This is a genomic window from Dialister sp., assembly GCF_047832375.1.
Lineage (GTDB): Bacteria > Bacillota > Negativicutes > Veillonellales > Dialisteraceae > Dialister.
On sequence record NZ_CP181256.1, the window covers coordinates 2,091,796 to 2,108,207 of the forward strand.

Genomic DNA, 16,412 nt, shown 5'->3' on the forward strand with positions numbered 1-16,412 from the left:
TCACCTTGCCAGTTTAGCCCCTTCGCAGCCTAGTCAATAAGCTCCATGTAGTGTTGGGAGCCAGCTTCCGGACCGCAATCTGCGAAATAGAGTAAAAAAAACGACCCAACTGGGACACTGAACAGGTTCCCAACGAAAACAGACATGCTAATGGAAGACAGCGTCGTCTCCGAGAGCTTAGTCATGATGAGCCCGGCTCCATAGCAGTGCTTGTCAAGGCTAAACACCCGCTCAACTTCGATCCTATCGACATTATCTTTGTATTCGGCCTTGGTTGTTTTAGGCTTGTTTTTTGGCGGTCTGCCAAGCTTTGGGCCTGACAGACGTATTCCGTGTTCTTCGCAGTACTTCCTGTTGGATCTGGTTCGGTAAATCTGGTCAGCAAGCACCCTCTCAGGATACCTGCCTGTGCGAGCCTTGTACCGCTCGATAGCATCAATAAGGAACCCGCCTTCGTTATACGGATCAAAGGATATCTTTTCCATGCGGGCATGGCCTTTCTCATCGATGCTGATGTCATATTTGGCCCCAAATTCAACAGGAGCCTTTGTTTTACCACGCACAATGGGACGGAGATAAGGCTGACTCAGACTCACAATACGATGATCGACGCGGTGCACCTTGTTGTCATACATGTACTTCTGCTGTTCATAAAGCTCTTTGATGGTCTCGTACATGGTCAGGTACTTCTCTGGCATTTCAAAGCCAGCGTCGAGATAAGCCTGAATGTATCGAAGATCCCGTTCAATGTTTCCCAGCTCGCGCCGTATTTGCATTCGCATTGCTTTAGCTGGACGCCTCTTCGCCTTGGCTATCCGGAGATAGTCTTTACGAGCTATTCTACGGTATGTTCTGGGCTTCTGCCAAGGATGATAGGTCTCATGGAAATAGTCAATCATCTCTTCAAGTTTTTCCCTCGCTTCGTTCAGGAGTGAAAAATCCTGTGGATACCGTATGTTTGAGGGGGAACAGGTCGCATCAGCAATCAATGTCCCGAAGTTAATGGAAGCATCTGCATTGGGGCCCGGTACAGTCTGGTCATTCTTGTGTTGAGCGGTGGGAGCTGCGCTTTCCAGAAACATCTCGTTGATCTTCATGATAAATTCTGCAGTGAAGCGCTTGCGGAAAGAGACCAGAGCTGGGAAACTGAAGGGACACTTATGCTGAAACTCCTCAAGTCCCAGAAAGTACTGATAATATGGGTTTTCAGTAATCAGCTGGCAGACCTTGCGATCCGATGCTCCCGTGTACTTCTGGATGATGTAGGCGCCAAATGCAATGCGAAATGGAATGCCTGGGCGGCCTGTGTGGGATGGAAATAAAGCGGCATACAGTTTTTCATACCGTTTCCAATCCAGGCTATCCGCCAGTTTGACCCACTGGTTTTCAGGATCAAGCTGAATGCCGGAGGCCTGATAGAATCCGAAAAGGGAAGTTTCACGAATTGCAGGTGTTATTTTATACATAATTGTGCTCCCAAATGCAAAGATAATTGCCTAGTGTGTCAAATACCTATGCACTTATTATAACATTATCATGTATAATAATCAGCATTCATTGTAGGAAATAGGCTATTTTAGTTTTTTAACACCCACTATATAAACATTTTTTATTATATGGAATAATCATTATATACAATATATAAGCTAATTGCCTCATAGGAGACCTATAAGGCGGCCTGCAGGTGGGGCTAAGGAGCGTTTGGACGTATGGGAGCATTGATTCCTTAGCCGTGGGCAGATCAGCCGCTTCGCAGCGGCGGCATGTGGCTGAATGACATGTAATCATGCGGGGGCTTCCAGCTGCTAACAGGTAGTCTCCCTTTTTCAAAGGCCCAGGTTCCCTGCAGGACCTGCGCTCACGTGGGCAGCTCTCTTCCGGAAAGAGAGCCTCCTGCTGTGTCATTTTCACGTTTCAGGGACAGAGTCGCCAGAACCCCTGCTGCAGCTTTGCTGCATCCATCCTGCGCCTTTGGCGCGGCCCTTCTCTAAGGGCCTGCGTTCTTAGGGATATATAAAATTGACGGCGCCATACAATGTGTGCGCCGCCACCTTCCGGACCCAAGTTGGTGCTTATACTGCACATAAAAGCACCTTCCTTTTGGGGCCCGGCGGTGGCGCCGTAGGCGACGGAGGTTAGCTGATAGATGCGCCGCAGGCTAAGGGGTAGTCCCCCTTTTCCAAAGGGGGATGTCTGCGCTAGCAGACAGAGGGATTCTGATGGATTGTCTCATTATTGATTTAAACGGTTTGTGCGCAGATCCCATCGCCATCTCTCAGTCCGGTGGACAGCTCTCTTCTGGGAAGAGAGCCTCATGCTGTGTCATTTTCTCGTTATCTGTGCAGAGTCATCGGGGCCCCTGCTGCGGCTTCGCCGCATCCATCCTGCGCCTTTGGCGCGGCCCTTCTCTAAGGGCCTGCATTCTTAGGGATATATACAATTGGCGGCGCTATACAATTTGTGCGCCGTCACCTTTGCAGTAAAGCCGCGGAACGGTTCAGCTCAAGGCTCAAGGCCCCAGCCGTTCACACGCATGGCCAGCCATAAGAACAAAAACACACCAAGAAGGCCCAGGGTCCGTAGATTGCAAGAATTCGTCCAATGAATCAGACGCCAGCGTGAAGGGACTGGACTGAGCCATCCCCAAACTGAACTTGTCGTCAGAGGAGCAAAAGCATGAGCTAATCTAAAGTCTTAAGCCTTATGGTGTGTTGTGTGTGATTCGCATGGTGCGAACATGGTGACATATCCGGATGGTGTCAAAGTAGCTGGTGGCTGGTGGCTGGTAGCCAGGTCTATCGCCGCCGTCGCGGCTGTTGGTCTGGCTGCCAGATGCCAGCTTCCCATTTCCCTTTCGGCCGAATGGGCGAGGAACTGATAAAGGCGGTACCCTGTGTCCGGTAAATTTCCAGGGATCTTTCCCTAGCGCGCACTCAGGAAAATAAGAAAATCACCTTTCAACCCGCGGGCCTTTTTCATCCCTCTACTCTATACATAACGGAAATCGCCTGGATGTCTAAAAAAGAAATAAAAAGATTTGAGAATGGAGTGAAACATTGAGGTCCAGCAGTTGTGCTGCGAAAATTCCGTCTAAAGCGCAGCCGCTGGCCAACTCAATCTCATCTTCCCAATGGCCATCGAGCGGAGGAACTGAAAGCGAATCCAACTGGATGACGTATCTTCATAAAACCTTCCCGCTGCCGGCTGTTTGGGAAATATGAGGAAGGTCTGTCCAATCTCCGGAACTTTTTTGTCCCTCTACTATATACATAACGGGAACTTCAATTTTGTGAACATGGAATGTTAAATTTTTTCAAAAATGCTGGAGTGACTGGCCAGCTGCGGGCATTGAGCCTTGATTGGGACACGCCCTTCGGGCCGGGTGACGGATGGATGAGTAAGCGTTCGACCGTACGAGGGCTTCTAGTGTCTAATTTCGTAAGTTTCCGATTGTATCCCTAAGTTGCGAACCCTTGACCTCACGTTTTTTCCAGCGGAACGGTTCTGCATGCTCATTGTAGGCAGCAATAAACTTTTTAATCGCTGACACAAGATCCGAAACAGAGTCAAAACTTGCCCCTCGGAGCACTTTTCGCGACATAATGTTAAACCATATTTCCACTTCATTCAGCCAGCTTGCTGACGTTGGTGTGTAATGAAAATGGACATTAGGATGCTTTTCCAGCCAGTCGTTTAAGCGCTTGTGCGTGCAGTAATTATCGACAATAATATGATATTGCACTTTGTCTCCACCCGGCTCACTTTTCAATAAGTCATCTAAAAATTCTTCAAAGTCCTCTCTGGTTTTTCTCTTTGTTGTCTTTCCATAAATTTGTCCGGTAGCTACCTCCAGTGCACCGAATAAATTTATTGTTCCATTCCTCCGATATGTGCTTTTCAACCCGCGCACAATTTTCTTGTTATGAGTAAGTACATATCCTTGGGCTCTACTTAAGGCCTGTATCGATGGTTTCTCATCAACGCTGATTACGACAGCATTCTCTGGCGGGTTCAAGTAAAGTCCCACGATATCAGCAGACTTTTTAGTAAACTCCGGATCAGTACTGACACACCAGGAACGCTGCCTTGCCAGCTGTATTCCTTCCTTTCTCATAAGTCGCCAAATGGCAGCCTTTGAGACATTCAGAACTCTTGCCAGTGTAGGACCATCCCAGTGTGCTAGCCCGTCTGGAGGCGCTTCCTTCAGCTTATTTAACACCATTTCGCGGAATTCCGGTCCATATTGAGCAGTACGGCCCCGCCTTTTCTTATCCTGTAGTCCAGGGATGCCCTGTTCAGCGAAACGATTCCGCCAAAGGCTAACGGTATTGGGGCGTTCCCCCAACTTAGCCGCGATATCCTTGATTTGCATTCCATCAAGACATAGAAGAACCATTTTTGCACGTCTTACAATGCGATGCTCTGTTTTTTGAGAGTTTACGATTTTATGCAGTTCTATGCGTTCGCTTTCGGAGCAGCGTATTTGCTTAGCAACTTTTGGCATAACGTTATCCCCCCCTGCAATTTGCATTTATCTGGAATAAGTATACCATTATTTGCTGTGTCCGGCAATACAATCTATTATTTATGAAATTAGACACTAGCTGCTAGCTTTTAGCTGTTAGGAAAGATGGTCAGCCTGTGGCGCTTCGGTCAGTTCCCCGTCAGCTAACCCCAGCCCGGTGGGCAGCCCATTCCCAAGGAAGGGGCCTACTGTAGAGGCACTTCCACGTTATTTGTGTAGAGTCATTAGGGTTCCAATGGCGGCTTCGCCGCGAATCGTTAGCCTCCTTCCCCGGGAAGGAGGTGGCTGCGCAGCAGACGGAGGTTAGCTGATAGGCCGGCGGCGCAGCCGCTGGGCTTCAATTCTCTCGCCTCAAATCTCAATTCTAAAAAACCGGCAGCCGCAGCTGCCGGTTTCATTACGGGTCGATTTCTTTTTTTCTTGTCAGTTTTGCCTGCTGGAAGTGCATGCTTCTCGTATGGATGGTATGGACCCAGCCCTTCTTGTGCCGGTCTTTCCATCCAAGGATGGTCACCGGAATCCAGGAGTACATGAATATGGGGTATACCAGCCAGTAGAGGTAAATCTTCAAAGGCACTTCGATCTGCAGCAGTACGATAAGGGGCACCACGGACTGGATGAAGCCGATGACCGCCCAGAACTGCCGGGGCACCAGTACATCGTTATAGAGGATCACCGTGAAGCAGGGGTAGAACATATTGATGTAGGTCATGACCAGGTAGAACGTGGAGAGCAGGAGGAAGTAGTTCTGCAGGAGCTGCATGATGCCGTCAAGGATAACGATACTGTGGCGCCTGATGCCTTCCTTAAAGAGGATCGGGATATAGCGCTCGGAGCAGTCGAACTGGCCCTGGGCCCACCGTTTTCTCTGGCGGCAGGAAGCCATGAAGCCCAAAGGCTTTTCGTCGTAAATGATGGCGTCATGGACCCAGCAGGTCCGGATGCCGTGGGACAGGCATTTCATGGAGAATTCCATGTCCTCCGTCAGGCAGTCGCAGCCCCAGCCGTATTTCTTCACGATGTCCGCAGCGATGCACATGCCCGTACCGCCGAGGCAGGAGGAGAGGCCCAGGTTGTACTTGCCCAGGTGCCACAGGTGGTTAATAGTCCAGAAGGCGATGGCAAAGGTACCGGATACCCAGGTATCCGTGGGGTTCTTGGCGGACAGGTATCCCTGGAGGACTTTCTGTCCCTTCAGGAGACGGTTGTTCATGACCGCCAGGAAATCCAGGTGCACCAGGTTATCGGAGTCGAAAACGCAGAAAGCGTCGTAACCCTTATTCAGGGCAAAGATTTTCGGAAATACCCAGTCCATGGCATAGCCCTTCCCCACCAGTTCCTTGTTCGTCCGTTCGAAGACGTAGGCGCCGTGGGCCCGGGCGAGGTCCGCCGTGTGGTCGGTGCAGTTATCCGCTATGACGTAGACGTCATAAAGTTCTTTCGGGTATTTCAGAAGTTTCAGGTTGTCCAGGAGGTCCCCCAGCACCATCTCTTCATTATGGGCCGGGATGACCACGGCGAAGCGGCTCTTTGGGGGAGCCAGGTTCTTTTCTTTTCGATGCCACATGCCGCATACAGCGATCACTGTGTAGTAAATCGTGAAGAACGCCACAATGAGCTGTATAGGAATCATGATTATATCGAGTATGTGAGTCATCATTCAGTCTTTCCGCAATCTCCTCTGTTCACTTTTCTGTGGGCTTTCCGCTTTGCCTTGCGGCGGTTCAGGAATGTATTCATCATGCCGAAGATGATGAAGGCCGCAGACAGGGCTGCTGCCCAGATGGGCCAGTAAAAGAATGTGCAGATAATGAAGAATGCCAGGCAGATAATGATGGCCGGCAGGTGCAGCTGGTCCGCACTGGCGCCCTTGTTATCGGGATAGTGAATTTCGCTGACCATGAGGAAGGCCAGGATGAGCACGCAGATCACAGCCAGCCAGTTCCAGATCTTGGCGCCGGAAAGGACGTAGGATGCCACAATAATACCGGTCATTGGGCAGGGAAGTCCTTCGAAGTAGCCGTGGACGCTTGTGACCTTCACATTGAACCGGGCCAGCCGGAAAGCACAGAATGTACCCAGCAGGGCGCAGGGAATAAAACCGATGGGTCCCAGTTCATGGAGCTGGTAGGCGTACATGAGGGCCCCCGCAGCGATGCCGAAGGAAATATCATCGGACAGGGAGTCCAGTTCCACTCCCATGGGTCCTGCGGTATGCAATGCCCGGGCCACACGGCCGTCCAGGGCGTCCGCCACCATGGCAATCAGGATGAACACCGCGGCGGTTTTAAAATTTCCGGATATGGACATCATAATAGACAGCCCGCCGAAGAACGCATTCGCCGCGGTCACTGTATTTGCTACCCATGATTTATTCACTTACTTCAGCCTCCCTACCACCGTGAGTCCGCCTTTCACCTTGTCCCCTTTTTTGACAAGGATGTCGCAGTCTCCGGGAATATAGAGCTCCGTGCAGGAGCCAAATTTAATCATACCGTAGAGTTCCCCTTTTGTCAGATGGTCTCCCAGATTCTTCCAGGATACCACCCGTCTCGCCAGGATGCCGGCAATGAGGATGACCAGGATGGACCGTTTCTTGCCGGTAATACCGATGGCCCCCTGTTCATTGACGAAGCCTACCCCCTCTTTATAGGCAGGCAGGAACCGGCCCTGGGTGTAGGACTGGTACCTGATGTCCCCTTCCATAGGTGCCCGGTTGCAGTGGACATCGAAGATCGAAAGGAAAATGGTGATCTTATGGCATTTTCCCCCGAGGAACATGTCTTCTTCCACATCATGGGATACATCCACCACCGTGCCATCCGCCGGAGAGACGAGGACATCGTCGCCACCGGGAATTCTGTTATTTCTCGGCGGGCAGCGGAAGAAATAGGTGAAGTAGATGCACAGGATGAATGGGATCACGGCGATGTAATACCATTTCACATAGCACAGGGCCAGGCCCAGAAGAAACGTAACGAGAATGAAGGGATATCCTTCCGGTAATATAATCGGTTTTTTCAGCATCACTTACTCCCACGTTCTTTTTTCCATTTTTTGACGGCTCCCATGAATTTGGGAAGTGCCATCATCCGTCCGATGCGGCTGGGCTGGAGGTACAGCCGGTATGCCCACTCCAGACGGTGCTTCTGCATCCACAGGGGCGCCCGCTTCAGGTTGCCGCTCATGACATCGAAGACCCCGCCGATACCCATGGCAAGAACGCCCAATTCGTCTTTATGGGCGTAGAGCCATTTCTCCTGCTTCGGCACGCCAAGGCCGGCAAAGAGGAGTTTGGCGCCGCTCTTTTTGATGTCTTCGATGATTTTCTTTTCTTCTTCTTCATTGAAGTAGCCATCGTGGCATCCTACGAGGGTGAAACTGCCATGGTCTTCCATGAATTTTTTGGCCGCCTTCGCAGCGACTCCGGGATTTCCACCGAGGAAATAGACGGGCCAGTGCATGGAAGAAGCCATCTTCAGCAGTTCCACCGTCAGGTCAGCTCCTGTCACACGTTCCGGGAAGGGTGTGCCCAGCTGCTCGCCGGCCCAGAGGACACCGGCACCGTCGGGGACTACCAGGTCCGCATGGTTCAGGATCTTCCCCAGCTCCTTATCCTTCTGGGCTATCATAATCATTTCCGCATTGGCCGTGGCAATCATGGAAGGCTTCCCTTCCTCAATTTTTTCCTTTGCCCAGGCCACTGCTTCTTTCATGGTCACCGCATGGATGCGGATATCCATAACAACATGGGATGTAATCGAATGATCTGTCATTTTACTTTACGCTGTAATTCGGTGCTTCCTTCGTGATGCTCACATCATGGGGATGGCTTTCGCGGAGCCCGGCACCGGTAATTTCTATAAACTGGGTCTCTTCATTCATGGCTTTGATATTCGGTGTGCCGCAGTAACCCATGGCCGCCCGAAGGCCCCCAATGAGCTGGAAGAGAACGTCGGAAACATGACCTCTGTAAGGAATACGGCCTTCAATGCCTTCCGGTACCAGTTTCTTTGCATTCTGCTGGAAGTACCGGTCCTTACTGCCTGCCTGCATGGCGCCCAGAGAGCCCATGCCCCGGTAGGATTTATAATTCTTGCCCTGGTAAATAATAGTTTCTCCCGGGCTTTCTTCCGTGCCTGCCAGGAGGTTGCCCAGCATGACGGAGGACGCACCGGCACCGAGGGCCTTGGCGATGTCGCCGGAATACTGGATACCGCCGTCGGCAATAATGGGGATACCTGTTCCTTCGGCTGCCCTTGCGCAGTCATAGACTGCCGTAATCTGGGGCACGCCGATGCCGGCAATGACACGGGTGGTGCAGATAGACCCCGGTCCGATGCCTACCTTCACCGCATCTACGCCGGCTTCAATAAGGGCCTTCGTGGCATCATAGGTAGCCACGTTGCCTGCAATGAGTTCCAGATGGGGGAAATCTTTCCGAAGTTTCCGGATGGTCTGGAGCACTCCTTCGCTGTGGCCATGGGCCGTATCGATGACGAGGACATCCGCCTTCGCCGCCAGGAGGGCTTCCACCCGTTCTTCCACATCCGGAGTGACGCCGATGGCAGCGGCTGCCAGGAGCCGGCCGTCTTCATCTTTTACGGCGTTCGGATATTTCTTCATTTTTTCAATATCCCGGATGGTGATGAGGCCCTTCAGGTATCCCTTCTCATCCACCAGGGGCAGCTTTTCGATGCGATGGGCCTTCAGGATTTCCTTGGCTTCTTCCATGGTGGTATGTTCCGGTGCCGTCACCAGGCCTTCGGATGTCATGATATCGCTGATGGGGCGGCTGAGGTCGGTCTCAAACCGCATATCCCGGTTCGTAATGATGCCCACCAGTTTCCCTTCGTCCGTAATGGGAACGCCGGAAATATGGTACTTATTCATCAGTTCGTCGGCGTCGGCCAGGGTATTGTCCGGTGCCAGGTAAATGGGATCCACAATGACCCCATGTTCCGACCGTTTCACGAGCTTCACTTCCCGGGACTGTTCATCGATGCTCATGTTCTTGTGAATGACACCGATGCCCCCTTCCCGGGCCATGGCAATGGCCATTTCCGCTTCTGTCACCGTATCCATGCCGGCACTCATGATCGGGATATTCAGCCGGATATGCCGGGTGAGCCGGGTGCTCACATCCACATCCCGGGGCAGTACCTCGGAGTGGGCAGGAATCAGGAGTACATCATCAAAGGTAAGACCTTTCTTGCCAAATTTATCTGCTCTCATCATAGCCTCCATTTCAAGAAACAGGGTTTCATTCTAAATAACAGGTATATGACTTTGATTCCATCACTAATTTAATCATTATAGCATAAATAGGGTGCAAGGAAAAAGGAAGAGTTGCGAATTGATTGGAAATAAAGGGGATATCGAGACCGGTAGAGGAGTTGAATGCCTGCCAATTTCAGTGAGCTGTTTGGTTTGGCGCTGATGGGTAGAGTCATTCGTGTGGAGCTTCTAGCTGCTAGCTCCTAGCTTCTAGGAAAGATCAACAGCCTACGGCACGAATGACTGATGGAAACGGTAGGAAGCGCCGCAGGCGGATCAGCCTTCCTAACAGCTAGCCGCTAGTAGCTAGAAGCCCCCGCGCGAATGACTCTATCCATCAGCCCCCTCAACAGCTCGTCAAACCGCAATAATCTGAGCAGCTCACTGCTCATACAGTTTCTTAAAGAACGCCCCTCCAAAGCGGTGGGAGAGCTCCTCTTTGAAATCCATGCCCCGGTCCACAGCCTTTCCCGCTTCCCTCCTGGCGTCTTCCAGAAGGGGCAGGTCCTTTACGATGTCCGCCGCCTTCAGGTCCGGCATGCCGTGCTGATGGTAGCCGAAGAATTCGCCGCTGCCCCGGAGAAGGAGATCCTTCTCCGAAAGGAGGAAGCCATCCTGGATCTCGCACATGAGCTTCATCCGGAGCTGGGTCACCTCATTTTGGTTATCGGTGTACAGGATGCAGTAGGACTGGGCACTGCCGCGGCCTACCCGGCCCCGGAGCTGGTGAAGCTGGGACAGGCCGAACCGGTCCGCTCCGTAGACGAACATGATGGTGGCATTCGGCACATTCACCCCCACTTCGATGACTGAAGTGGCCACGAGGAGATTCAGTTTTCCATCGTGGAAATCCTGCATGACCTGTTCCTTTTCCTCATTTTTCATACGGCCATGGACAAGACCTACATGGAACATGGGAAATACCTGGGTCTTCAGCTGCTCGTACACCGACACCGCCGATGCCATGTCCTGCTTTTCGCTCTGTTCCACCAGGGGGCAAACCACGTAGACCTGGTGGCCCGCCATCATTTCCCGGCCCATGAAATTGAAGACCCGCCGGAGCAGGGGACTCCCGATGGCATAGGTCTTCACCGGGTGCCTTCCCGGCGGCATGCCCCGGATGGAGGACACGTCCAGGTCCCCATAAATGGAAAGGGCCATGGTCCTTGGGATCGGGGTGGCGGTCATGACGAGGATATGGGGATAGCCCCCCTTCGTTTCCAGTGCCTTTCTCTGCTTTACGCCAAACCGGTGCTGCTCATCGGTGATGACGAGACCCAGGTGGGCAAAGACCACGTCCTCCTCTATGAGGGCATGGGTACCGATGAGTACGTCAATGGAACCCTCTTTCAGTCCTTTGAGGATTTCATTTCTTTCCTTCGTCTTCGTCTGCCCCGAAAGGTAGGCCACATGGATGGGAAGGTCCCTGTAAAATTCCTGGAATGTCTGGTAATGCTGGCCCGCCAGTACTTCCGTCGGCGCCATGAGAGCCCCCTGGTAGCCATTCTCCACCACCTTCGCCAGGGCCAGGGCCGCCACGGCGGTCTTACCGCTGCCCACGTCCCCCTGGATGAGGCGCTGCATAGGAATGAGCCCTTCCATGTCGTTTTCAATGTCCGTAAATGCCTGCTTCTGTCCCTCGGTGAGGGTAAAGGGGAACTGATGGAGGACAGACTTCACCAGCTGCCCCGACGGTGCGCATTTGATGCCCATGACATGGCTCTGCCGCTTCTTTCGAAGGAGCAGGATACCGGCCTGCATGAAAAAGAGCTCTTCAAAGGCTGTCCGGCGGCGCGCTTCTTTCTGCTCCTCCCAGCTCACGGGATTGTGCATGGCCTTTGCCGCCTCCAGCCGCCCCATGAGGTGCTGGGATGCCAAAGTCTCTGCCGGCAGGTTTTCTTCCAGGTCTTCCACATTGTCCAAAGCAAAGGAAATCATATTTCTCATCTGCTGGATCCGGATGCCCTCGGTCAAAGGATAAATGGGCACCAGTTTTTTGAATGTCAGCAGTTCTTCCGGCGACACGAACTCAATTTCCGGATTGGAAATCTGGAGTTTTCCGTAGTTATATTCGATTTTCCCGTAGGCCAGGACGTGCATGCCCCGGCGGAACTGATCTTCCTTCCAGGGCTGGTTGAAATACACAAGGGTTACCGCTGAAGTACCGTCTGTCAGAAGGACATTCAGGATGGTCATGCTGCGGCGGGGCATGATTTTCCGCATATCCGCTACTTCGCCGTAAATCACTGCCTCCTCATCAGGCCGGAGGTCTTCCATCTTCGTGATCTTCGTCCAGTCCTGGTACCGCCTGGGATAAAAAGAAATCAGGTCCTCCACCGTATGGATTCCCAGGCGCCCCAGTTTCTCTTTCATTTTCGGGCCCACGCCTTTGACATATTGAACGGAATCTGATAACTTCATAGGACAATCCTTTCATATATATAGGTAAGATGGATGCGGGACTATTTCAGTGAGCTGTCAGGGCTTGGCGGTTAGTATGCTTGCGTGTAGAGTCACTCACACGGGGCTGCTAGCTTCTAGCGGCTAGCTGTTAGGAAGGCTGATCCGCCTGCGGCGAAGCCGCCAATGCACCCCAACCTCCCCTCTTTAGAGGGGAGGGGGACCGCTTGCGGTGGAGGGGTGCCGTTGGAAGTGCCGTAGGCTGTAGAGCTTTCCTAGTTGCTAGCCGCTAGTAGCTAGAAGCCCCCGCACGAATGACTCTATCCATCAGCACCGCTCCAACAGCTCTACAAACCGCAATTTTCTATTTTCATTATAATTCCATAATTCATGAAATTCCATGGCGCAAAATACTTGCTTAAAAAAAGCAAGTGTGATATATTATGAATGTTGCAATTGCGGAAGTGCAAGGAGGTGTAGCACATGGCTAATTATTGTGAAATCTGCGGAAAGAAAACCGCTACGGGATTCAACGTATCCCATTCCCATCTGAAAACAAAGAGAACCTGGAAGCCGAACATCCAGAGAGTTCGCGTATTAGTAGACGGACAGGTCAAGAGAATGAATGTCTGCACTCGTTGCCTTCGTTCTCATAGAGTAAACAGAGACATCTGATTTATCTGCATTTTCGGCCGGCAATCGCCGGCTTTTTTGCATGGTTGGATCTGGCGTATGCTGACAGGTAGAGTCATTCGTGTGGGGGCTTCTAGCTGCCAGTGTCTTCTCTCAACCACATTTGTGTTAATGATAGTTTAATTATATGACGACTTGGTAGGTAATAGATTCGCAAGTAGAAACCATCCCCATAATGTCATTTCGAGCGGTGGCAGCATGCAAAGTGATTGTGCAGGTAAAAATCGCTACAGCTGCGATGAGTCGAGAAATCTTTCTTGCGTTCGGGAATACAGGTCTTTTAACAGTGCTTAGCGTTGTAAGACCTCTAGAGGCATCTATCTGGGAGATCTCTCGACTCTATCTCACATTCTATTTTTATGTATTACATCATTTCGGCGCTTACCACCGCTCGAGATGACGAGTTAGATTCAGAGTCTGCAGTATTTAAAACCGGTACGTAACAGTAGTGATTTTTCTTCTGCCAACATTAATCATTATCCCAAATGTAATTGAGACGCATCACTAGCTCTTAGCTTCCAGAAAAGATGATTCGCCTGCGGCGCTTTTGGTCAGCATTCTGATGGATAGAAACACCAGCACGGAGCCGCAAGCTGTTAGCTATCAGGAAAACTGATTAACCTGAGATGCTTTTCACTCGATATTTCCGTCAGTCATTCGTGCCGTAGGCTATAGAGTTTTCCTGGATGCCAGAAGCTGGCAGCTAGAAGCCCCCGCCGAAAATGACTCTGCCCGTAAACAGCCAAAACCGCCGCATTGCGGCTATCCAGCTCAAGGCACAAGGCTGAAAGCTTAAGGCCCCGCCCAATGTGGCCGATTACTTTTACACACATAAGTATGAAAAAACCGCCCGCAAGATGATTCGTCTTGCGGGCGGTTTCTTTCATCTTCCCTTCACCCAGGGGTGGTTGGACCGTCTATGATGGATCCGCCGCCGTCCCCAGGGGGAGATTCTTCTTCTTTCCACCGGGCCCTGCTGTTCTTTATCCAGCTCCGACAGGTCCGGTGCCTTTTCTTTTTTATTCGCTTTTAGTTTTGTCGTCAGCGGGAGAAGGAGCTTCTTCAGTTTTTCCAGGATCTGCATCGGTTTTTCCTTCTTTCCCGGCCTTTTCAGCTTCCGCTCTTTTCTGGGCCGCCCGTTCTTCGATTTTCGCCCGGTATTCTTCGGCCGTGGTCTGGATGGTGACCTTTGCCTGTCCCGCAGCCTCCACAGCGGCCTCTTTATAGCGATTCGTTGTTTCTTTCATGGTGTCCGACAGTTTCTGGGCCTTTGCCTGGGCGGTTTCAGCCTGCTGCCGGGCCTGGACCTGCAGCTTCGCTGCCTGGATCTTCGCTTCCTGCATCTGCACCCTTGCCTGGGCTTTCAGCTTCTCCGATTTCAGCTTCATCTGCTGGGACTGTACTTCAGACTGCCGTTTCATTTCTTCCGACTTTTTCTGGAGTTCATCCATCTGCGCCTTAGCCTGGCTTCTCAGTTCGTCCGCCTTTTTGGAAGCATCCTTCCGGAACTCCCGGGATTTGATACGGGCAATGGCCTGCAGGTCCCGGGCTGTCTTTTCTGCCGTTTCCTGGGCTACTTCCGAAGCGCCCATGGCTGTATACTTTGCCTTGTCGATCTGCTCATCGGTGACGCCCGCCTTTTTCAGGGCTTCCACCAGTTTCCCGCCAAGAATGCCAGCGGATTCTGTCAGCTGCTGGGCCAGGTGGTCCACGGCGGCATGGGCTTTTTCCGGATACACATCGTCCCAGCTCTTCTTCAACTCTTTGGTGAAATCTTTCTTTTCATCGCCAAGAGGCTCATCTTTCTTCGGATTGTCTTCCAGTTCCTTTTCTTCCTTTTCCCCTTCCGCCTTTTCTTCTTCAAACACAGCGCGGTAAGGTTTCGTATCATCCGGCATGCCGTCCTTGATCCACTTCTGGGCCGCCTTGCCGATGCCGTAGGTCACAGATACACCAATGGGAATCTGCATGAAACTGATGGGAATAAGGGTAGCCAATGTGGAACCTACCACCGTGGCCCCCAGGGAGCCGATGAAGGAGAGCACTGCCTTCTGGTTCAGTTCTACGCCATAGACAGAGCCGATTTTGGAAATCATGTAGACTTCGTTTGCCACGAGGGCTGCGGTGCCAAGGAGTGGAGCTGCCACGATGACCCCTGCCCGGGCAGAAGCCCAGCGAATCAAGCTTTCCGCTTCCTTGTCCCTGTCATCGATGATATTCACTTCCAGGTCCGCCTCCGGCGTATCCAGGGATTCTTCTTCTCCATCTTCCGGCTGTTCTGCCGGGAGCCCGGCCTCTTCTTTTTCCGCAGGGAGACCGGCTTCCGTCTTTTCTGCCGGTACCTTCGCTTCCTCTTTTTCCGCCGGCGGCATGGCTTCTGCTTTTTCCATCGGTGGTTTTGCCTCTACCTTGACATCCGGAGCCGACTCCGGACGAACTGCCGGTGTTGTTTTCATTTCTTTATCTTCGCTCATAGAAACCTCCTTGCCCGGTCTGGCGGGGCTATCAACCATAAGTCAATTATATATTTCTATTATACCGAAAATGAATCAAATTCACCATATTTTCTGTAATTTTAGCATCATTACCAGTCCGTCAGACCCCCGTCTACGGGGATGGCGGCACCGGTAATAAAGGATGCTTTCTCTGACAGGAGGAACGCAATGACCTCCCCCACTTCCTCAGGTTTTGCAATACGCATGAGGGGATACCATTCTCCCATTTCCTTGCGGCTGCCGCCGTAGTCATGGATCTGTTTCTCCAGAAGCGGCGTATCCACGTCCCCCGGGCATACCACATTGGCCCGGATATCCTCCACCGCCAGTTCCAGGGCCAGGGAGCGGATAAAGGAAATGAGAGCCCCCTTCGTAGCACCGTAAAGGCTGCACTGCACATTTCCCTGGAGCCCGGCATCCGAAGACACGGCCACAATGCTTCCCCTGGCTCCCCGCATGAAGGGGATCGCCGCCCTCGTGAGCTTCATGGCGCCAAACACATTGACGTCGAAGAAATGGGCAATTTCTTCATCCGTCGTATTTTCCAGCAATTTTTCTTCATAAATGCCTGCCGACAGTACAAGGCCCTGCAGTTTCCCCAGTTCAGCGGCCGCTTTCACTGCCCTTTCGCAGTCTTCTGACAACGTGGTATCACCGGGCACATAGACACTCCCCGGCACGGATTCCGCCGCTTTCTTTCCCCGTTCTTCGTTCCGCCCGAAAAGGACAGGGCGGATGCCATCCTTCGCGAGAATCTTCGCCGCAGCCAGGCCGATGCCCGATGTGCCGCCGGAAATAAGGACTGTCTTGATCATAAATACGCTCCTTTAGGAATGTTTTCAATACTGCCAATTGCGGTTTGACGAGCTGTTGAGGGAGCTGATGGATAGAGTCATTCGCGCGGGGGCTTCTAGCTACTAGCAACTAGCAACTAGGAAAGCTCTACAGCTTACGGCACGAATGACTGGCGGAAATACCGGACGGGAAGCGCCGCAGGCTGGCCAGCTTTCCTAGCAACTAGA

At 52.0% G+C, this 16,412-nt stretch carries 12 protein-coding genes; 1 reads left to right on the plus strand and 11 read right to left on the minus strand.

The features are described 5' to 3' along the window. Window positions 1–29 precede the first annotated feature (29 nt). The 8 genes from ACFWUL_RS08290 to recG form a co-directional block, all read right to left on the minus strand. The gene (locus ACFWUL_RS08290) at window positions 30–1,466 is read right to left on the minus strand and encodes an IS5 family transposase (RefSeq protein ID WP_416176801.1); all 1,437 of its coding nucleotides are present in this window, start codon (window positions 1,464–1,466) and stop codon (window positions 30–32) included. 1,964 nt (window positions 1,467–3,430) lie between these two features. Next, window positions 3,431–4,504, minus strand: a complete 1,074-nt coding sequence (locus tag ACFWUL_RS08295; protein ID WP_416176725.1) for an IS630 family transposase — start codon at window positions 4,502–4,504, stop codon at window positions 3,431–3,433. Window positions 4,505–4,922: 418 nt separating this feature from the next. Beyond that, entirely contained in the window at window positions 4,923–6,182 is a 1,260-nt protein-coding gene (locus tag ACFWUL_RS08300) for a glycosyltransferase family 2 protein (RefSeq protein WP_297019361.1), read from the minus strand. Further along, the gene (pssA, locus tag ACFWUL_RS08305; RefSeq protein WP_416176964.1) at window positions 6,182–6,904 is read right to left on the minus strand and encodes a CDP-diacylglycerol--serine O-phosphatidyltransferase; all 723 of its coding nucleotides are present in this window, start codon (window positions 6,902–6,904) and stop codon (window positions 6,182–6,184) included. The genes ACFWUL_RS08300 and pssA overlap by 1 nt, the downstream gene beginning before the upstream one ends. Beyond that, window positions 6,905–7,552, minus strand: coding sequence for a phosphatidylserine decarboxylase (locus tag ACFWUL_RS08310; protein ID WP_416176965.1), 648 nt, complete (start codon window positions 7,550–7,552; stop codon window positions 6,905–6,907). Beyond that, a complete protein-coding gene (locus ACFWUL_RS08315) occupies window positions 7,552–8,301 on the minus strand; it encodes a WecB/TagA/CpsF family glycosyltransferase (RefSeq protein ID WP_416176966.1) in 750 nt (249 codons plus the stop codon). Before ACFWUL_RS08315 ends, ACFWUL_RS08310 begins: the two co-directional genes overlap by 1 nt. 1 nt (window position 8,302) lies before the next feature. Further along, the gene (gene guaB, locus ACFWUL_RS08320) at window positions 8,303–9,760 is read right to left on the minus strand and encodes an IMP dehydrogenase (protein WP_297019360.1); all 1,458 of its coding nucleotides are present in this window, start codon (window positions 9,758–9,760) and stop codon (window positions 8,303–8,305) included. A 423-nt stretch (window positions 9,761–10,183) separates the two neighbouring features. Then, a complete protein-coding gene (gene recG / locus ACFWUL_RS08325; protein WP_416176967.1) occupies window positions 10,184–12,223 on the minus strand; it encodes an ATP-dependent DNA helicase RecG in 2,040 nt (679 codons plus the stop codon). A 462-nt stretch (window positions 12,224–12,685) separates the two neighbouring features. Between recG and rpmB the strand changes: the two genes are divergently transcribed. Then, on the plus strand, window positions 12,686–12,877 hold the full coding sequence (gene rpmB, locus ACFWUL_RS08330) for a 50S ribosomal protein L28 (protein WP_296098709.1): 192 nt from the start codon (window positions 12,686–12,688) through the stop codon (window positions 12,875–12,877). Window positions 12,878–13,778: 901 nt separating this feature from the next. Here rpmB and ACFWUL_RS08335 read toward each other — a convergent pair. From ACFWUL_RS08335 to ACFWUL_RS08345, 3 genes are all read right to left on the minus strand, one after another. After that, entirely contained in the window at window positions 13,779–13,979 is a 201-nt protein-coding gene (locus ACFWUL_RS08335; protein WP_416176968.1) for a hypothetical protein, read from the minus strand. After that, complete coding sequence (locus ACFWUL_RS08340; RefSeq protein WP_416176969.1) at window positions 13,915–15,369, minus strand: hypothetical protein; 1,455 nt, start codon at window positions 15,367–15,369, stop codon at window positions 13,915–13,917. The genes ACFWUL_RS08335 and ACFWUL_RS08340 overlap by 65 nt, the downstream gene beginning before the upstream one ends. Window positions 15,370–15,479: 110 nt before the next feature. Next, window positions 15,480–16,205 (minus strand): SDR family NAD(P)-dependent oxidoreductase, encoded by a 726-nt coding sequence (locus tag ACFWUL_RS08345; protein ID WP_416176970.1) that lies wholly within the window; start codon window positions 16,203–16,205, stop codon window positions 15,480–15,482. Window positions 16,206–16,412 lie beyond the last annotated feature (207 nt).